Source organism: Cupriavidus plantarum (genome assembly GCF_905397285.1).
Classification (GTDB): domain Bacteria; phylum Pseudomonadota; class Gammaproteobacteria; order Burkholderiales; family Burkholderiaceae; genus Cupriavidus; species Cupriavidus plantarum.
Genome location: NZ_CAJPUX010000002.1, coordinates 356,525 through 375,417, shown reverse-complemented (window position 1 = coordinate 375,417; position 18,893 = coordinate 356,525). Strand labels below are relative to the sequence as shown.

General features: G+C 66.3%; 18 protein-coding genes. 8 read left to right on the top strand and 10 right to left on the bottom strand.

All coding sequences use genetic code 11. From position 1 onward, the window contains the following. Positions 1–156: 156 nt before the first annotated feature. From KHP16_RS10395 to KHP16_RS10370, 6 genes are all read right to left on the bottom strand, one after another. A complete protein-coding gene (locus KHP16_RS10395; protein WP_115953273.1) occupies positions 157–378 on the bottom strand; it encodes a DUF3820 family protein in 222 nt (73 codons plus the stop codon). 135 nt (positions 379–513) lie between these two features. Beyond that, positions 514–1,728 (bottom strand): MFS transporter, encoded by a 1,215-nt coding sequence (locus tag KHP16_RS10390; RefSeq protein ID WP_244835746.1) that lies wholly within the window; start codon positions 1,726–1,728, stop codon positions 514–516. 134 nt (positions 1,729–1,862) lie between these two features. Then, positions 1,863–3,410: a methyl-accepting chemotaxis protein gene (locus KHP16_RS10385; RefSeq protein WP_179593895.1), complete on the bottom strand. Its 1,548-nt coding sequence runs from the start codon at positions 3,408–3,410 to the stop codon at positions 1,863–1,865. A 126-nt stretch (positions 3,411–3,536) separates the two neighbouring features. Next, positions 3,537–4,046, bottom strand: a complete 510-nt coding sequence (locus tag KHP16_RS10380) for a hypothetical protein (RefSeq protein WP_109583422.1) — start codon at positions 4,044–4,046, stop codon at positions 3,537–3,539. A gap of 2 nt (positions 4,047–4,048) precedes the next feature. After that, positions 4,049–4,399 (bottom strand): DUF6152 family protein, encoded by a 351-nt coding sequence (locus KHP16_RS10375; protein WP_109583423.1) that lies wholly within the window; start codon positions 4,397–4,399, stop codon positions 4,049–4,051. Positions 4,400–4,459: 60 nt separating this feature from the next. Further along, positions 4,460–5,890 (bottom strand): tetratricopeptide repeat protein, encoded by a 1,431-nt coding sequence (locus KHP16_RS10370; RefSeq protein ID WP_244835745.1) that lies wholly within the window; start codon positions 5,888–5,890, stop codon positions 4,460–4,462. 170 nt (positions 5,891–6,060) lie between these two features. Here KHP16_RS10370 and KHP16_RS10365 point away from each other — a divergent pair, with 170 nt between their 5' ends. Beyond that, complete coding sequence (locus KHP16_RS10365; RefSeq protein WP_244835744.1) at positions 6,061–7,269, top strand: DSD1 family PLP-dependent enzyme; 1,209 nt, start codon at positions 6,061–6,063, stop codon at positions 7,267–7,269. A 39-nt stretch (positions 7,270–7,308) separates the two neighbouring features. Here the strand turns inward: KHP16_RS10365 and KHP16_RS10360 are convergent, their stop codons facing one another. Then, positions 7,309–7,797 (bottom strand): hypothetical protein, encoded by a 489-nt coding sequence (locus KHP16_RS10360; protein WP_109583424.1) that lies wholly within the window; start codon positions 7,795–7,797, stop codon positions 7,309–7,311. 480 nt (positions 7,798–8,277) lie between these two features. On the opposite strand from KHP16_RS10360, the gene KHP16_RS10355 reads away from it, so the two are divergent. From KHP16_RS10355 to KHP16_RS10335, 5 genes are all read left to right on the top strand, one after another. Further along, a complete protein-coding gene (locus KHP16_RS10355; protein WP_109583425.1) occupies positions 8,278–8,460 on the top strand; it encodes a hypothetical protein in 183 nt (60 codons plus the stop codon). Between the two features lie 82 nt (positions 8,461–8,542). Next, a complete protein-coding gene (locus tag KHP16_RS10350) occupies positions 8,543–10,690 on the top strand; it encodes a phosphocholine-specific phospholipase C (protein WP_211960124.1) in 2,148 nt (715 codons plus the stop codon). Positions 10,691–10,820: 130 nt separating this feature from the next. Then, positions 10,821–11,744 carry a LysR substrate-binding domain-containing protein gene (locus tag KHP16_RS10345; protein ID WP_109583427.1) on the top strand — a complete coding sequence of 308 codons (924 nt, stop codon included), beginning with the start codon at positions 10,821–10,823 and terminating at the stop codon, positions 11,742–11,744. A 4-nt stretch (positions 11,745–11,748) separates the two neighbouring features. Continuing rightward, complete coding sequence (locus tag KHP16_RS10340; RefSeq protein ID WP_211960123.1) at positions 11,749–12,777, top strand: M14 family zinc carboxypeptidase; 1,029 nt, start codon at positions 11,749–11,751, stop codon at positions 12,775–12,777. Then, on the top strand, positions 12,774–13,595 hold the full coding sequence (locus KHP16_RS10335) for an alpha/beta fold hydrolase (protein WP_211960122.1): 822 nt from the start codon (positions 12,774–12,776) through the stop codon (positions 13,593–13,595). Before KHP16_RS10340 ends, KHP16_RS10335 begins: the two co-directional genes overlap by 4 nt. Before the next feature lie 107 nt (positions 13,596–13,702). Here KHP16_RS10335 and KHP16_RS10330 read toward each other — a convergent pair whose 3' ends face one another. Both KHP16_RS10330 and KHP16_RS10325 read right to left on the bottom strand, forming a co-directional pair. Next, positions 13,703–14,320 (bottom strand): TetR/AcrR family transcriptional regulator, encoded by a 618-nt coding sequence (locus KHP16_RS10330; RefSeq protein WP_109583430.1) that lies wholly within the window; start codon positions 14,318–14,320, stop codon positions 13,703–13,705. 410 nt (positions 14,321–14,730) lie between these two features. Further along, positions 14,731–15,216, bottom strand: a complete 486-nt coding sequence (locus KHP16_RS10325; protein WP_211960121.1) for a copper resistance protein CopQ — start codon at positions 15,214–15,216, stop codon at positions 14,731–14,733. A 296-nt stretch (positions 15,217–15,512) separates the two neighbouring features. Between KHP16_RS10325 and KHP16_RS10320 the strand changes: the two genes are divergently transcribed. After that, on the top strand, positions 15,513–16,421 hold the full coding sequence (locus tag KHP16_RS10320) for an alpha/beta hydrolase (protein ID WP_211960120.1): 909 nt from the start codon (positions 15,513–15,515) through the stop codon (positions 16,419–16,421). A gap of 4 nt (positions 16,422–16,425) precedes the next feature. Here the strand turns inward: KHP16_RS10320 and KHP16_RS10315 are convergent, their stop codons facing one another. Continuing rightward, the gene (locus tag KHP16_RS10315) at positions 16,426–17,649 is read right to left on the bottom strand and encodes a methyl-accepting chemotaxis protein (protein WP_121491643.1); all 1,224 of its coding nucleotides are present in this window, start codon (positions 17,647–17,649) and stop codon (positions 16,426–16,428) included. 209 nt (positions 17,650–17,858) lie between these two features. Here KHP16_RS10315 and ltaE point away from each other — a divergent pair, with 209 nt between their 5' ends. Then, positions 17,859–18,890, top strand: a complete 1,032-nt coding sequence (gene ltaE / locus KHP16_RS10310) for a low-specificity L-threonine aldolase (protein ID WP_109583434.1) — start codon at positions 17,859–17,861, stop codon at positions 18,888–18,890. Positions 18,891–18,893 lie beyond the last annotated feature (3 nt).

The window sequence follows — 18,893 nt, the reverse complement described above, 5'->3', positions numbered from 1 at the left end:
ACTCTGCCTTGGCATCGTACACACGCATCGATGCAAGCGGCCGCATGACTACCGTCCCATGTCATGCATTAAAAGTTATCAAGTCCATGTGGACTGTGCGGGAGACGGCACAAAAGGTCTATAGCATCGACCTTAAAGTTGGCGACGTACTGCGCCCTACCGCCCCTTGCGCAACGGCGCCAGCAAATGCCGAAACCCGTTGTGATCGAGTTCGTGCATGAGAGCGAGCAACCGACCGATCTCCCCGGGCGGAAAACCTTCGCGTGCGAACCAGTTCAGATAGTTGCCGGGAAGATCGGCGATCAAGGTCCCCTTGTGTTTGCCGAAGGGCATCTCGCGGGTGACAAGGAGGAGGAGGGAGTCGCTGTCGGGAAGCATACGGAATTGAGATCTCGCTACGGCTCAATCGTCGAGCATATCGTATGCCGGCGCCCTCGGGCCATTGCTACGATGCGTGCTCAGTACCGCCTCAGTACCGCCTCAGTACCGCCTCAGTACCGCCTCAGTACCGCCTCAGTTCGGCAACTTGACGCGCCGGAATGCGGCCAGGATGGTCAGGTCGTAAGCGATCTTCAATACCCCGCACGCCAGCAGCGGCGCCCCTGCCCAGCCCATTGCCATAAGCCCGCCCGCCAGCACCGGGCTCATCGCCGCGGCAAGGCTTCGCGGTACGGCGGTCAGACTGGCCGCCGCCGTTCGCTCCGCAGGGGTGACCACCGCCATGACGAATGCGGTCCGCGTTGGCACGTCCATCTGAGACAGCGCGCTGCGCGCCAGCAGCAACAGCAGCGTCCACGTCAACGACGGCGAGAATGCCGCGGCGATCAGGAACGTACTGGACGGGATATGCGTGAACACCATGGTGTTCAATAGCCCGATCTTCCGGGCCAGCGGAACGGCGGCGAACTGGGACGCCGTGGTGAGCAGGCCGGCCCAGAAGAAGAACTGGCCCGCTGCGCCCGGCGACATGCCGAAACGCTGCATCAGCCAGAGCGACAGCAAGGCGTTGAGGACGAGTCCCCCCGCGAATGCGCCCACGCTGAACAACATCGCGAGGCGGATGACGATCCGGCGGGAAGGACCCAGCGGTGCGGGCGCGGACGTCGGCGCCGCATGCGGCTCAGGCAGCCTCGCATAGAGCGCCCAGAGTGTCATGCCAGTGAAGGCGTAAACAATAAACATCAGGCGCATGGCATCCAGAAACGGCACGCCCGCCGATCGGCCGAGCCAATCCGGTATCGCCGCCGCCAGCGCACCCAGTGCAGCGGACAACGAGCCTGCAACACCGTACCGGGCGAACAGCGCCGTGCGTGCATCCGGCGTCGTGGCTTCGGCAAGTCGCGCCTGCTCCAGCGGAAGGAAGATGCTCACATCCCCCGAGCCTGGGTTCAGCGTGCCAACAAAGGCGACGAGCAACAGCGGCCAGAAATCCGACAGCCCCGCGAAGGCCAACCCCGTGGCGCACATCAGAAGCGCCGCGAACTTCAGCAATCGACGTTGCGGAACACGATGCCCGATGAATCCGACCAGAATGGTGGCCGCCGCGGAGCCGATCAGCGTCCCGCTGCTGATCAGCCCTACGGAGAGTGCGTCGAAGCCGAGCGCCAGCAGGTACGCCGGCAAGAGCACCGCTACGTATCCATCGCAAAACCCACGCAGCGCCCGCCCCGCAAGCAGCGGCATCGCACTGGTTTCGGTGCCGGACGGCAGGACGATGTGGGCAAGCATCGCTGTCCTTCGTGTATGCATGCCGCCAGCGTAGCGGCCCGTAGGGGCGATTTCAACGTTGTAGCGTCCTCTACAGCATCGGGATTGCCTATCGCGTCCACGAGGCGCGATAGATCCCGCCGACGAACATTCCCCTAGGCCGCCAGCTTGAACGTCATCACCGCCGACGACAGCTGATTGGCCTGTGCCTCCAGCGAGTCCGCCGCGGCAGCCGCCTGCTCCACCAGCGCCGCGTTTTGCTGATTGACCTGCTCCATCTGCGACACCGCCGAACTCACCTGCGCAATGCCCGACGACTGTTCGCCCGAAGCGGCCGAGATTTCATTCACGAGGTCGGCCAGTCGGCGGACTTCGGACACGATTTCGCCAATGGTGCTGCCGGCCTGTTCCACCTGGATGCTGCCTGCGTCCACCTTGCCGACCGACGAGTCGATCAGCGCCTTGATTTCCTTGGCCGCGCCCGCGCTGCGCTGGGCCAGTGCGCGAACCTCACCGGCGACGACCGCGAAACCGCGCCCCTGCTCGCCTGCACGCGCGGCTTCCACCGCGGCGTTCAGGGCAAGGATGTTCGTCTGGAACGCGATGCCGTCAATGACGCCGATGATGTCGACGATCTTTTGCGAACTCGTGTTGATCTCGCTCATCGTCTGCACGACGCCGCGCACGACTTCTCCGCCGCGCGTGGCCAGCTGGGCCGCGCTGCTGGCCAGGTCGCTTGCGCGCGAGGCGCTGTCCGCGTTGTTGCTCACCGTCGAGGTCAGCTGCTCCATGCTTGCGGCCGTCTCTTCCAGCGCCGACGATTGCTGTTCGGTGCGCGACGACAGATCCGTGTTCCCTGCCGCGATCTCGCGCGCGCCGATCGTCACCGCATCGGAGCTCGCGCGGACCTTCAGCACCGTTTCCGTCAGACCGTGCTGCATACGCGCCAGCGCATCCAGCACCTGGCCAATCTCGTTACTGCCCGCCTTCGGCACGGTAATCGTCAGATCCCCTTCCGCCACGCGCATCAGCAGATCGGAAGCCTTCGTCAGCGGCGCCACCACAAGGCTGCGCAACGCGAGGTGCACCGCCACGATCAGCGCGGCCGACAACGTGAGCCCGATGACCACCAGCACGATCACGCGCTCGTAACGCTGACGCCCATTGGCGAGCTCTTCCTCGTTGAGCCGCAACGCAAACTGCTGGAATCGCTCGACGCCGGCCGAGTACTTTGCGCCGGACGACGTGATGTCCTTGTCGTTGATCGCCGCATACCCCGCCGCATCGTTCCCGCGCAGCGCCGCCAGCGCGCGCTGGACCGCCTCCACATGCACGCGCCCCGCCGCCACGATCTCCTCGCGCGTGCTGGCATCCTGGCTGGCCAGCGCCGGTGCCTTCTCAAAGGCCTCGAGTTCTTCCTTCGACTTGCCGATCGAACGCTCCGCGCTGGCGATGGCATCCGGATTGACCGCGCCGGTCTCCTTGCTGGCGCTGTAGGCCCGGTTGAGCGCCGACCGCGCGCGCGTCATGTCCTTGTACGCGTCGTTGAGCATCAGCGCGCGCGAGGCGACGAGGTGAACACGCTCGGCGGAGGCGCTCGACGCGCGGAGCTCGAGGACGCCGAGGGCGGCGCCGAGAATGAGCATGAGGCCGAAAATCGCCAGCGTTGCCAGCAGGCCATGACGGATGCTTACGTTTTGCATGTAGTTATCGGATTCGATCGATCAGTCGGTACCGGCTTAACGACGAATCGCCCCGAACCTTGAGGCGTCATGCACGCACGTTTGCGTTACATCAAATTTCCCTGAATTCACACTTGACGGCGCAAGCTACATATAGGCAATCAGCCGCCCCGCGCAGATGACAAGCACCCACGTCACGAGCGAGATCCACGCGCATAGCCGCGCGCCCGCAGGCGGCACGCCGCCGGCCTCCCACTGACTGCCTGGCCGCAGCAGCGCCCGATACGGCCCCATATGGAACCAGGCCGCATTGGCCAGCCCGAGCAGCACGAGCAGCGTCTTGACCAGGAATGCGCGATTGCCGACGAGGTCGTCGGCATGCGCGAGGAACAGCAGCGCGCCGCTCCCGGCGATCAGCAGAAAGCCGAACACCGACAGCGGCAGGGCATGCCGCAGCAGCACGGTGACGGGCAACTGCCTGCCGAAGCCCGCCAGGCGCATATCGACGACAACGATCGAGCCGAACAGCAGCGCCATCCCCGCCAGGTGAAAGATCTCGACGATCGGATAGGCCCATGCCGACGCGCGCAGAGACGCCGATATCGGCAGCGCGGCCAGTTGAGACGCCCACTCGGTGACGGCGGCCGGGGTGGCCACCGTCAGCGCAGCTCGACCGTCTTGCCGTCGAGCGTGATTCGCTCGACCCGCATCTCGTCGGTCTTCTCCTTGCTGGCATAACCCACCATGGTGACCTCGCGACCGACCGCCACCTTGTCGGCGGTCGCCCCGCGCGCCTCCATGCGCGACACGGGTGCCAGGATGGCCAGCCAGCGCTTGCCGCTGGCCTCGACGGTAATCGTCGCGTGCGGATTGCTGTAATGGCTTTCGACGACCTTGCCCGTGACGGTCAGCGGCTTGGTGTCGTCGTAGGTGGACCAGCCGTGATGCGCGAAAGCTGGCAAGCTGACGGCGAATGCCAGCGACAGAAACAAACGACGGGGATGGTGCATGCGAACACTCCTTGTCGAACGACTTCAGGTATCAACTCAGGCATCAATTCAGGCATCAATTCAGGCATCAAACCGCGGCGACTCCCGCGAGGGATGCGCGATGCTGTCCGGCATCGCCGCGGACAAACCGCCCGGCTCGCGCAACGACCGCGCGCGCCGCATCATCGTGCCAAGCGCGGGATTCATCGCCTTGAGCGCCGCACGCTCGGCCAGCAATGCATCGGCGAGGTTCGCGCGTCCGCCGCGCAGCGCCGCCTCGATCAGCGTCAGCGTGAAAACGTCCCGCTGCGCATGACTGCCGCCGAAGCGGTGGCAGATCTGTCGCACGGGCAGCAGCCCCGCGATCGCGGCGTCATGGTCGCCACGCTCGAACGCGATCAGCGCCGCCGCCACGGGCAGGCCGACCTCGGCCGTCATCCTGCTATTCGTGCTGCCGGCGCGATGGGTACTGCCAGCCCCCTCGGCGCCGGCGCTCGCGCCCTGCATGGCATTGACCAGCGCGGCCACATCGTCGATCCGCCCCGCCCCAAGGCACGCCATGATCGCATGCACGTCATTGAACGCATAGTAACCAGCGGCGCCGCGCGACAGCCAGTCGTCCGCCACATCGATCCACCGGTTCCCCACATCGACCCCGCGCAGATGCAGCCGCCACAGCAGCGCCGCCGCATCGACGAGATCGAGCGCGATGGCCGGCGCGGGCCGCGCGACATGGTCATCGTAGAGCGCGAGCACCGCGTCATGCTGCTCGCGCTCCAGCAACAGCAGCGCAAGGTGCCACCAGTTGTGGACGGCGAGCATGTTGTCCTCGGCCCAGTCTTCGCGCCGCGCGGTCAGCCAATCGACACCGGCATCGAGGCGCCCCTGCATCTCCATGACGTGCGCCACCGCGTGAATCGCCCACGGATCGCGCGGATTGAGCGCGACCGCCTCGCGCCCGCGCGCCTCGGCATCCTCGTAGCGCTGCATCTCCTCGAGCCCGAACGCATGCATGCCCAGCAGGTAGCTGTAGCCGGGCACGCTTGCATTCCAGTGCGGCAGCACCTGGGCGATGCGATCGCGCAGCATGCTCGACTGGCCAAGCAGAAAGTCGCCAATATGGGCCACCTGAATGGCGAGAATGTCGTGCGGGTAATCGACGGCAATATCGCCATACGCCTGCACCGCCTGCGTGAACCGCCCATCGAGCCACGCCCGCGCCGCCGCGAAATGCCGGCGTTCCCGCTCGTTGGCGCGCGCGCCGAGCGCCTCGCCCGCTTCCACGCTCTGCCGCAGCATCGGCTCGGCCGTCCCGTCGCCGGACGTCACCATCAGGCCCGCGCGCAGCGCATGGCCCATCGCGAAGTCGGGGTCATCGACGAGCGCGCCGTCGATCACGGACAGCGGATCGCCGTAATACCCATGGAGCAGGTTGAGCGCCGCCTCGTACCGCTCGAGCGAATGCGCGCTCGCCGGCGATACCTGCAGGCCCCTGAAGTCCGTCTGTGCCATCGCGTCCCCTCATTGTCGTCTGCGCGGACATCCCCTCATCGTAGTCAACGCGCGCGCCGACGCAAGGCGGGACGGCCTTCCGCAAGGCAAGGAAAACGACCGCCTCAGGCGCCGCACTCCACACTTGCGCGCGCCCATGCTACGCTCGCCGCTCCTTCCATGCCACTGCCATGTCCATGCGCTCCGCCTCTCGCGACCCCCTCGACGCCGTGTCCCTGACCCTTCCCGCCGCAGCCTGCCCGGGCCAGTCCGTCGACGACATCGACACCCCTTCGCTGGTGCTGGACCTCGACGCTTTCGAGGCCAATCTCGATCGAATGCAGGCCGCCGCCGATGCCGCGGGCATCCAGCTGCGTCCGCACGCCAAGGCGCACAAATGTCCTGACATCTCGCTCGCACAGATTGCGCGCGGCGCCGTGGGCGTGTGCTGCCAGAAGGTCAGCGAGGCGCTGCCGTTCGTCGCGGCGGGCGTCATGGACATCCATATCAGCAACGAGGTCGCGCTCAACGCCGCAAACCCGGCCAAGGCGGACCTTCTCGCCCAACTCGCGCGCCATGCACGGCTAAGCGTGTGCGTGGACGACGTGGCGCAGATCGACGCGCTCGCGGCGGCATGCGAGCGCGCGGACAGCCGGCTCGACGTATTCGTGGAAATCGATGTAGGCCAGGGCCGCTGTGGCGTGGCCGACGGTCCGGCGGCGCTGGGCCTTGCACAGCGTATCGCCGGCTTCGAGCGCCTGCATATGCGCGGGCTGCAGGCTTACCACGGCGGCATACAGCATTTGCGCGACTGGAACGAGCGCCGCGACGCGGCGGCGAAGGCAGCCGCCCGTACCGCGGCGGTGGTCGCGGCACTGCGCGCGGCCGGCGTGGAATGCGAAGTCGTGACCGGCGGCGGCAGCGGCAGCGTCGAGTTCGACCTGCAAAGCGGCGTCTATACGGAGATCCAGCCCGGTTCCTACGTGTTCATGGACGCGGACTATGCTAGCAACGCCTATACCGGCACGATGCGTTTCTCGCACGGCCTCTTCATCGCGAGCACGGTGATGAGCGTCGCCGCTGGCGACCGCGTGATCGTCGATGCCGGACTGAAATCGATGGCCGTGGATTCGGGCCTGCCGTGGGTGTGGGATGCGAAAGTCGGCGCGCCGTCGCGGGCGCTGGACTACGTGGCGGCCAACGACGAGCATGGCATCGTCAAGCCTTCGGGCCCGGCGGCAGTTCCCGCTTCGAGCCCGCTACCGACGCTCGGCAGCCGCGTGATGCTGGTACCGGGCCATTGCGACCCCACGCTGAACCTCTACGACGAAGTCGTCTGCGTACGCGCGGGCGTGGTCGAGGCCGTATGGCCGATCTCCGCGCGGGGGTTCAGTCGGTAAAACTTTAGTCGGTAAAACTTGCGCTGAAAAAACAAACCGCTAGGCGAGCTGCGCCGCCAGCTCGTACAGATCCGCGGCGATCCAGCCGCGCCCATTCCATGCCTCGAACACGAGCTCGCTCACCGGCACCTCGGTGAGCGTCCCGATCCAGTCCGTTGGCGCCGCGCCACAGCGCAGCCCGCTCGCGACCATCGTCATCGCATCGGGCACGTCGATGTCCGCCACACGGGTAACGGTCGGCCACGGTAACAGCCGCCGGTCGTCGGCACGTAATCCGAATCGATAGAGACCGAAACGCGCATGCAGCGCCGCGCGCGTCAGGCCGCGCGCGTCCGCGCGCAGCTTGTCGTCCTTGCTCGCCGACGGGTCCCATTGCTGGTTCCGAGAGAACCACAGAATCTTCTGGCACGGCTCGGCCGACGACTCGCACGCGCCTCCCGCGCCGGGCACGAGTTGCCCCGTACGCGCGATGGCCGCCAGCGGCGTCCCTATCGTGTAGTGCCAAACGTAAGGTGAATCAGCATCCATTTCCAAGCAGCTCCCTGCAAACGTCCCTTCTATCGCCAGATTGGTGACCAAAGGCGTGTTTACAAGCAGGGTCGAAACGTTGCGCACATTTCAGCACTTGCGGCCGCAATGCCACATTCCAGACCCCTTTGTCGCCCGCCAAGCCAGTACCGGCGCGGGTTTTCAGATCGTAGGGCAAGACCATAGCCGATCCGCGCTCGTGCCGCGCAAGCCCTGGTAGAGGGCGAAGTCTAAAAACCATAGCACAGGCATTGCTGCGTCGCAGCAGTTCATTGAGATCTCACGCGGGTTTTCGCACAAAAACGTCTCGCGCTTGTGGTAGCGCCGCATTCATCACATGCGCTTTGCATCACAAAATGCAAGTCCCAAAAGCGCCAATACCGACATCGGCTTTCTTGGGCCGAATGTCATTGCGCCGAAAACGCCCCTTCTTACGATCCTGCGCAGTACGTCCCGTCCTCCGCAAGAGAGAACCCCACCATGACACCAGTCCTTCGCATCCTGACCCGCGCGCGCCCTGTCGCGTCGCTGGCCGCCCTGCTGCTTTGCGCGACGCTCGCCGCGTGTGGCGGCGACTCCGACAGTAATGCCGGCACGCCGCCCACGGGCGGCGACACCACGCCGCCAACCACCGTGACGCCCCAGATGAAGTGCGCGCCCTGAGCGGCCGGACCTCCTCCTGGCCTCTCGCCCCTCGCCGCATCGCTATCCACCGCCTACCGGCAAGCAACCTCATCGACTCGCCATGAACTCGAACAGCCGACGCAATTTTCTGAAGATGGCAGGCACCGGCGTCGCCGCCACCGCCGCCCTCTCCGCGTTCCCGCCGGCCATCCGCCGCGCCCTCGCCATTCCCGCCAACAACGCCACGAAGTCCATCCGCGACGTGGAATACGTGGTCATCCTCATGCAGGAGAACCGTTCGTTCGACAACTACTTCGGCACCATGAAAGGCGTGCGCGGGTTCGGCGATCGCTTCCCGATTCCGCTCGCCGGCGGCCTCAACGTTTTCCAGCAGACCTATATCAACGCGAGCACCGGCGTCACGCGCACGCTGACGCCGTACCACCTCGACAGCACCAAGGGCAACGCCCAGCGCGTCAACGGCACGCCGCACAGTTTTCCCGATGCGCAGAACGCGTGGGACCTCGGCCGCATGAACCGCTGGCCGACCTTCAAGCAGCCGCAATCGATGGGCTACTACACCGAGGCGGAAGCCGGCTTCCAGTATGCGCTCGCCAACGCGTTCACGATCTGCGACGCCTACCACTGCAGCTTCCACGGCGGCACCAACACCAACCGACTGTTCCACTGGACCGGCACGAACGACCCGACCGGCGCGCACGGCGGCCCCGTGATCGACAACAGCGGGGACTCGCTCGAGGCCACGAGCATCAACTACACCTGGAAAACCTATCCGGAACGCCTGCAGGAAGCGGGCGTAACGTGGAAGGTCTACCAGAACATGCCGGACAACTTCACTGACAACCCGCTCGCCGGCTTCCAGCAATATCGCGCCGCCAACGCCGCGCGCGGCAACCAGATCAACGGCGCGCCGTACCCCGCGTACACCACCGCCGACGAAGCGGTGAGCCCGCTCTACAAGGGCATCGGCAACACGATGCCCGACGGCGGCTTCCTGCAGGCGCTGCGCGACGACATCGCCGCTGGCACGCTGCCAAAGGTTTCGTGGATCGTGGCACCCGCCACGTACTCGGAGCACCCCGGTCCGTCGAGCCCCGTACAGGGCGCGTGGTACACGCAGCAGGTGCTGGACGCGCTCACCGCCAATCCGGACATCTGGGCGCGCACCGTGCTGTTCATCAACTTCGACGAGAACGACGGCTTTTACGATCACGTGCCGCCGCCCGCCGTGCCCGCGCTCGACGCGACCGGTCAGCCGATCGGCGCGACAACGATGAGCACCGACGGCGAATACCACACGACGAAGCAGCCGTACGGTCCCGGTCCGCGCGTGCCGATGTACGTGGTGTCCCCGTGGAGCCGCGGGGGCTGGGTGAACTCGCAGGTGTTCGACCATACGTCGGTACTGCGCTTCCTCGAAGCCCGCTTTGGCGTCGCGGAGACGAACATCAGCGCGTACCGCCGCGCCGTGATGGGCGATTTGACGAGCGCGTTCGACTTCGTGAACCCCAACGTCAACGCGCTGCCCTCGCTGCCGACGCTGCAGAAGGCCGATGCCGACGGCATCCGCACCGCGCAGGAGGCACTGCCGCAGGTCGCGCAGCCGACCGTCGCCGCGCAGGTGCTGCCGAAGCAGGCATCCGGCACGCGCCCCTCGCGCAAGCTGCCGTACACGCTGCACGTGAGCGGCCAGGAAGATCCGGTCAATCGCGCGATGTGGCTGAAGTTCAAGAACGACGGCACGCAGGCCGCTGTCTTCCACGTCTACGACAAGCTGCACCTCGACGCCGTGCCGCGCCGCTATGCGGTGGATCCCGGCAAGGAGATCGATGCGAAGTGGGACGTGTTCACCCTGCTGAACGGCCGCTACGATCTGTGGGTCGTCGGCCCGAACGGTTTCCATCGCTCGTTCTCCGGCGATGCGGCCACGCCGTCGGCATCCGGTGCCGCGGCGCCCGAGATCCGCGTGTGCTACGACGAAGCCAATGCGAACCTCTACCTCACGCTGATCAACCGCGGCGCCAACGCGTGCACCTTCACGGTGACGCCGAACGCCTACGCCGGCTTCAGCCCCGAGACCGTCACGGTGCCCGCTGGCAAGTCGATCGACCGCAACTGGGCGCTTGCCGCGCAGGGTAACTGGTACGACTTCACCGTGACGACGCCGCAGGGCGGCTTCACGCGGCGCTTCGCGGGCCGGCTCGAGAACGGCAAGGACGGGGTGTCCGACCCGGCGATGGGCGGCTGATCGCCAGACTTCACGTCGTCTGCCACCCGCCCCGCGCTTCTTTCATGAAGCGCGGGGCTTCATGTCGTCTCCAGATTGTCATAATCGCGCGCTACTCTCGCTGGTCGTCCCGCCATCGATCAGACCATTCATGCTTGGTGACCTGCTGGTGACCTTCTTCGAAGTCGCGCGCCAGGGCAGCATCACCACCGCTGCCAGGCAGCTCCGCATCAGCCAGCCTACCGTCACGGGCCGCATCCGGCAGCTCGAGGAAATCTACGGCGTCGAGCTGTTCCATCGCCGCGCGAGCCGTGTCGATCTCAGCGACGTGGGCATCGCGCTGATGCCGCTCGCCGAGCAGATGATGCAGCAGGAGGGCGATGCCGATTTCCTGCTGCGCAACGCCGGCAGCCTGCGCTTCGGCAAGCTGCGCATCGGCGCGACCGGTCCCTTCTATATCCTACGCAGCATCGCGGCATTCCGTCAGCGGTATCCGGATATCGGCGTCACGCTGGAGACGGGCAATTCCAAGACGGTGCTCGATGCGCTGTTCGACTACCGCATCGATGCCGCGGTGTCCTCGCATGCGGTGGAGGACGACCGCCTCACGCGCGTGACGCTCGCCGCGGATCCGACCGTCGTTGTCGCGCACCCCGATCACGCGCTGGCACGCGCGTCGCGAATCGATATCGCCGAACTTGCGCGGCACCATCTGCTCGTGCGCGAACGCGGGTCCATGACGCGCGAGGCCACCGAGTCCGCGCTCGCGGCCGCCAATCTCGAATTGCCCGCGCATACGGTGATCGGGAGCCGCGAAGCCATCTGCGAGGCGATTCGCCACAACCTCGGCGTGAGCGTGATGCCCGTGGGCGAGGTGCCGCGCGATCCGACGCTGCGCGCGATTCCCTTCGCGGGGCCCGCGCCCGTCATCCACGAATATCTGTATTGCCTGCAGGCGCGGCGCGCGACGCGGCTGGTCACGGCGCTGCTCGATTGCGTGGTGCTGCCCACGCCGGCGGCCGGGGCGCCTATATTGGACCCATCGCACGATCTCACGCCCGAGCACCAATCATGACCGCATGGCCGCGATAAGCCCCGACGGCTTTCCCGAGTATGACCAACTGATGACACTGCTGGAACTCGGCGCGTCGTGGTTCGAAACGCGCGAGGCGTGCAGCGTGTCCGTTGGCGATCGCCAGTTCGGCGTGCATGTGGCCACGCTCGGGTCGTCATCGCCGGACGCACCGGCCATCGGCATCTTCGCGGGCATTCACGGGCTCGAACGCATCGGGACGCAGCTCGTGCTCGACTATATGCGCGCGGTGCTCTGCCGCCTGCAATGGGATGCCTTGCTGCATCGCGAGCTGGAATCCGTGCGGCTCGTGTTCATGCCGATCGTCAATCCCGGAGGGATGTTCGCGGGGCGGCGGGCCAATCCGAATGGCGTGGACCTCATGCGCAATGCTCCGCAGAACGCGGATGCCCGCGTGCCATTTCTGGCCGGCGGTCAGCGCATCGGCCCGTGGCTGCCATGGTTTCGCGGACCTGCCGGCGCGCCGATGGAGACCGAGAGCGCGGCGTTGCTCGACGTCGTGGAGCGCGAGTTGCTCTCGCGTCCGCTGAGTTTCGCGGTGGATTGCCATTCCGGCTACGGCTGGCGCGACAGCATCTGGTTTCCGTATGCGCGCACGCATGCACCTATGCCCCATCTGCCGGAGATGTATCTGCTCAAGACGATGTTCGAGCAGGCGCACCCGCATCACGGCTATGCGTTCGAGCCGCAGAGCCATCAGTATCTGCTGCACGGTGACCTGTGGGACTACGCGTACGATCGCACGCCCGCGCGGCACCTGTTCCTGCCGATGACGCTCGAACTCGGGTCCTGGTTATGGATCAAGAAGAATCCGCGGCAGCTGTTCTCGCGCGCCGGCATCTTCAATCCGATCAAGGCGCATCGCACGGCGCGCGTATTGCGGCGGCATGTCAGCCTGTTCGACTTCCTCGGGCGCATTGCATTCTCGCCGGAACGCTGGCTGCCGCAGGGTGAACGCCGCGCGCTGCTGCACGAACAGGCGCGCAAGCACTGGCAGGGGCCGCCCGCGCCATGACGACCTGGATCTTCCTGCGCGGGTTGACCCGCGAGGCGCGCCACTGGGGGACGCTGCCGGCGCTTTGGGCGCAACATGGCCTCGGTCGTCCGCTCCTGCTCGATCTGCCGGGCAATGGCACGCAGCGCGATGTCCGGGTGCCCGCGACGGTGAGCGGCATGCGGGAACACGTGAGGGCCAGCGCGGAGCGCGCATGGCGAGCGCGGCCGGCGTCGGTTGCTGGCGCCGCGCCCGAGTCAGCGCAACAGGCGATCGGCTTGCCGGGCCCACCCTACCGCATCCTCGCCATGTCCCTCGGCGCCATGGTCGCCACGGACTGGGCACAGGCCTATCCCGATGAGATCGCGGGGCTCGTGCTGATCAACACGAGCATGCGTCCGTTCAGCACGGTCACCGAACGCCTGCGCCCCGACACATGGGCCGCGTTACTTGGCATGGCCAGACACTGGCACGACCGTGTGCGTTGCGAACGGACGATCCACCGGCTGACCTGCGAAAGACTCGACACCCGCGACACGGACCTGGCCGACTGGGTCGCCATCGCCGAATCCGCTCCCGTCACGCGCTGCGCGGCGTGGCAGCAATTGATCGCCGCCGCCCGCTTTCAGACCCAACCCGCCCGTCCCGCCTGCCCCACCCTGCTCCTGTCCTCCTCGGCGGACCGCCTCGTCAACCCGATCTGCACCCATCACCTCGCCGCCGCCTGGCAGGTGGCCCACACCGCCCACCCCTGGGCTGGCCACGACCTGCCCCACGACGACCCGCAATGGCTGTGCGACACGGTCGCGCGAGGCGGTTGGAATTCCGATATCGGCTAGCCAATGGCAAGCCGTACCGGTTTGCCGATGCGGCTGAGGGGCGCGAGGGCAAGCGGCAATAAAAAAACCCCGCGGGGCGGGGTTTTTTGAGGGGGCTGCGGCTGGGCTCAGGCGACTGCCGCGGCGGCGGCTTCTGCCGCTAGCTGGTTCGGGCACTTCACGTTCTGCAATGCGCCGAGCAGGGTGTGGGCGGCGGCTTCCACGCGGTCCTGGTTGCCGAAGAGGCGGGCCGCGATCAGGCCGCTTTGCAGGGCGCCGTAGACCACCTGCGCCAGCATCGCCGGGGGTACCGGGTATGGCATGTCGCGTTGTTCCTGACCCTTTTCGAGCAGCTTGGTCAGCCACGCCTCGTTGACCGCGTAGAACTCCTTGAGCACCTTGTGCACGCACTCGGGCAGGCTCAGGACTTCCGTGGACAGCATGCCCGCCAGACAGATCTGGTCCGAGCCGCAGGTGGCGCGGATCGGTTCCAGATACTGACGGGCCTGCTCCAGCAGGGGCAGTTCCGGGCTGATGTTCCGCATGCGCTCGGTGATGCGCGCACTATAGGTCTTGACCGCTTCCAGGACGAGGTCGTCCTTCGACGGGAAGTAATAGTGAATGCTCGAGGTCTTGACCCCGACCAGTTCGGCCAGATCGCGGTAGCTGAAGCCGTTGAAACCGCGGCGGCGGATCAGTACCAGCGTGTGCTCGAGCAGTTGCTCGCGAACAGGTTGCGTTTTCATATACCCGAGGAGGCGGACACCGCGTCCGAAGTTGCGTCAGTTCGGAAGTTTATCTACACGAAGATAGATACTCAACCGGGAATTTCCCGTATCGGCCCCATGGGCCACAACCGCCTTAAATAGGCAGCGTTTGCGCCACCAGCATGACCGCCGAGCCGCTGATCAGGCTGAGGGCTACCCACCCGCCGAGGATCAAGGCACTGTTCCGGATACTCATGATGAAACTCCTTTCTTTTTCTGATTTTTACAAGTAGAGCAGGAGCCCTCATGAGGCTCCTGCCGGATTTACCGGAATCGTCTGGACACATCGCTGCACGGGGAGAGAGGGTCCGCGCAGCGGATGTGTCCTGACGGTTTCGGCGCAATCAGGCAGGAGACCGGATACGTCAACCTGCCTTCAAAGCTTGCCGTCAGGCATTGGCACCATCGGTGTACACGTCAAACTGACGCGACGGTTCAGCGGAGACGCCGGTCCGGTCCAGGCCGGCCACGGTGCGGGCACCGTCGCTGTAGACATCGGTACCGCGGGCGCCGTCGTAGTACGGGCTACGCGGGCGGTTGATGTCGCGGGCGCCGTCGGTGTACGGGTCAACCTTGCGGCTCGGTTCGGCGGAGACACCCACGCGGTCCAGGCCGGCGACAATGCGGGCACCGTCGGTGAACGGGTCGGCCTTGCCGACGCGGGCGCCGTCGAGGTACGGGTCGGCGGTGCGGGCACCGTCGGTGAAGCCATCGCGGTTGCTGATGCGTGCGCCGTCGGTGAAGGTGCTGCGCGGTTCGCTGACGGTGCGGGCACCGTCGAGGTACGGGTCACGCGCGCCTTGGGCGGCTTGGGCGGTACCACCGATAAAGGCGGCGGCAAAGGCGGCGGCGGTGAGGATGGTCTTGGCGTTCATGATCTAGCTCCGTTTCGGTGAGGCGTTACGTTTCGCCTCGATGTCTGTTTGCGGTCTCTTTTTTTCGTTTCTACCTACATCTACTGGTAGGTAGAGGATCAGCGTTAAAAAAAAGACCGACTCCCGGTACTGACTGACTGCTGTGCTGCTGGTCTGTGACTCACTGTGTCGCGACCATGGAACGAATGATATCTACTACTAGATAGATAAGCAAGGCGTTTTTTGTGGCGCCGCACTAAATTGTTTCTATCGATGCGATAGCATCGCCTATGGCCCCGCCCCACACTGGTTACTCAATGCCTTCGAACCCGCCTTTGAACGACCTCGGCAAGCCCGCCCGCGCCGCATCGCGCCTGCCGCCAGCCCGCGCGGCGGCTCTGCTGGCGCTTCTGGCCGCCGCCGCCGTGGGCCGGCAACTCCTGTTCCGTTCGGTAGAACGGGCCGCGTTCAATACGTGCGCCGACAATGCCATCACGCCAGAGCAGATGGGGGCGCCCTCCGTGTCTCTCAAGTTCGCGAGTGGCGATCGCACGCTGCACGGCTGTTTCGTGCAGGCCACCGCGCCCAACGCCCCGGCGCTGTGCGTGTTCCATGGCAATTCGGAATGCCTGTCGGACTGGGCGCCCGTGCAGGCTTTGCTCCATGCGGCGGGCATTTCGTCGTTCGTCTTCGATTACAGCGGGTATGGATCGAGCACCGGACGGCCGACCGTGCGAAATCTGCGCGAGGATGCGAAGACCGCCTATGCGCACTTTCGCGCCGCCACGCCACGGGCGGTGCGGCACTACGTGCTGGGATACTCGCTGGGCTCCGGGATCCTGCTCGATGTGCTGCATCGGCTGCAGCCGGCGCCTGTGGGCGCGATCATCGGAGCGGGTTTTTCATCGGCGCGCGCCGCGGCGGTGGCCACGGGGCGCGTGCCCGGCTGGATGGCGTGGATGCTGCCAGACCCCTGGGACAATGCCGCACGGGTGTGCCGGCTGAAAATGCCGCTGATGCTGCTGCATAGCCGCATCGATGCGACGATCCCGTACAGCCATGGACAGAAACTCGCACGGGTGGCGCGCTGCGCGAACCGGCTGGTCACGTTCGAGGACCTGCCGCACAACGCCGCGACCAATCCGGATTGGCTCGCGGCATTCTGGGCGCCCGTGATCCCCTATCTGCGGTCGGACGAGCTGGGCGAGCCCACCGCAGCGCGCTGAGCCGTCAGGCGTGGGCCAGCGCGGGGCGGTGGGACGGTCGCGCGGCGGAGCGGGCGGCGGCCGGCTCGTCGTCGTCCAGCTTGAACTCCCCAACCACGCTTTGCAGCTGCTGCGCCTGACTGGCCAGCGCCGCCGAAGCCGCCGCGGCCTGTTCCACGAGCGCGGCGTTCTGTTGCGTGACGGTGTCCATCTGGGCCACGGCCTCGTTCACCTGTGCGATGCCCGCGCTCTGATGATCGGACGCGGTCGCGATCTCGCCGAGGATCTGCGTCACGCGGCGCACTGCGTGCACGATCTCCTGCATGGTCGCGCCGGCCTGGCCGACGAGCGCCGAGCCGCTTTCCACCTGGCGCGCGGAGTCGCTGATCAGCACGTTGATCTCCTTGGCCGCGGCGGCGCTGCGCTGGGCCAGCGTGCGGACCTCGCCCGCGACCACCGCGAACCCGCGCCCCTGCTCGCCCGCACGAGCCGCTTCCACGGCGGCGTTCAGCGCGAGGATGTTGGTCTGGAACGCGATGCCCTCGATCACGGCAATGATGTCCGTGACCTTGCGCGAGCTCGTGTTGATCGCTTCCATCGTCTCGACCACGCTGCCGACCAGCGCGCCGCCGCGTTCGGCGATGCCCGAGGCTTCGCCGGCGAGGCCGTTGGCCGTACGGGCACGGTCGGTGTTCAGCTTCACCATCGACGTGAGTTCGCTCATGCTGGACGCGGTTTCCTCCAGCGTGGCGGCTTGCTCCTCGGTCCGCTGCGACAGGTCCGTATTGCCGGCGGCGATCTCGTGCGATGCCACCGAGATGGCGTCCGTTGCCGCCTTGATGCGCGTGACGAGGTCCGTCAGCATGTCCTCCATCTCGCCCATGCCGCCTAGCAGCCGGCCGAAATCGCCGCCGCGTTCGGTCTCGAATTCCTTGCTCAGGTCGCCGGCCGCGACGGTTTCGGCGATGTACACCGCTTCCGCAAGCGGCGACTCGATGCTGCGCACAATGCCGATGCTGGCCACAACGCTCACCAGCAGCGCGAAGGCCCCCAGCCCGTAGACGATCGCGCGTGTACTGTCGTCGTCCGCGGGGGCGGCGGTGGCGGACGCCGCGGGCTTCGCCGCCAGCCGCTCCTCCAGTTGCGACACGCGGCCGAGCGCCGTGGCCATCATGACCGCCACCACGATCAGTACCGCGCCAAAGGCGATGCCCATGCGTGCGCGAATGCTCAAGTTCGTCAATGCCATTTGGTGCTCCCGCTCCTCTGTCGCCCTCGCGTGGGGATCCCGCGGGGCTATCGTCGTTTGATCGCTGTCCTAACGGCAGCGAGGCGGGCAATCTTTAGGGCTTTCGTGCATGCGGTGCGGTGTGGGGTCTACGCGGTCCGGCGCGCGGCGCGTGGGCGTGCCATCATTGCTGTTTTCTACGCCGACGAGCCGACGAGGATTCCCCCGCCATGAGCACCCCGATTCGATACGATTTCCGCAGCGACACCGTGACCCGCCCCACGCCGACGATGCGCGCGGCCATTGCCGAGGCGGTGGTCGGGGACGACGTTTTTGGGGACGATCCGACCGTGACGCAGCTTGAAGCGCGCGCGGCCGGGATGCTGGGCAAGGAAGCGGGCCTGTTCGTGCCGACCGGCACGCAGTCCAACCTGATCGCGCTCATGGCGCATTGCGAGCGTGGCGACGAGTACATCGTCGGGCAGATGGCCCATTGCTATCGGTGGGAAGCGGGCGGCGCGGCGGTGCTTGGCAGCATCCAGCCGCAGCCGATTGCCAACCAGCCGGATGGCACGCTGGCACTGGCCGACATTGAGGCTGCGATCAAGCCTGACGATCCGCACTTCGCGCGGTCGCGGTTGCTGGCGCTGGAGAACACCATCGGCGGGCGGATCCTGCCGCAGGCTTACGTGATCGAGGCCACTGGGCTCGCACGCGAGCGCGGGCTGGCTTGTCATCTGGACGGGGCGCGACTGTTCAATGCCGCCGTTGCCTCCGGCGTCCCCGCCGAGGTACTGGCGCGGCCGTTCGATACGGTGTCGGTTTGTCTGTCGAAGGGACTTGGGGCGCCGGTCGGATCGGTATTGGTGGGACCCGCCGCGCTGATTCGCAAGGGACGGCGGCTGCGGAAGATGCTTGGCGGCGGGATGCGGCAGGCGGGGATTCTGGCCGCGGCGGGATTGCATGCGCTCGAACACCATGTGGACCGCCTGGCGGACGATCATGAGAACGCGCGGTTGCTGGCGGAGGGATTTGCCAGGGTGCCGGCGTTGAAGGTAGTGATGCCCGACACGAACATCGTGTTCGTGACCGTGCCCGCGGAGCATGCGGCTGCGTTGGCGGCGCATGTTGCGGAGGCTGGGCTGGGGGTGACTTCAGCGTATGGCGCGACGCAGCAACGGTGGGTGACGCATCTGGATGTGGGGAGGGGCGCGGTGGAGTCGGCGATTGAAGTCGTGACGGGGTTTTTCGCTTCGCGTTGAGCG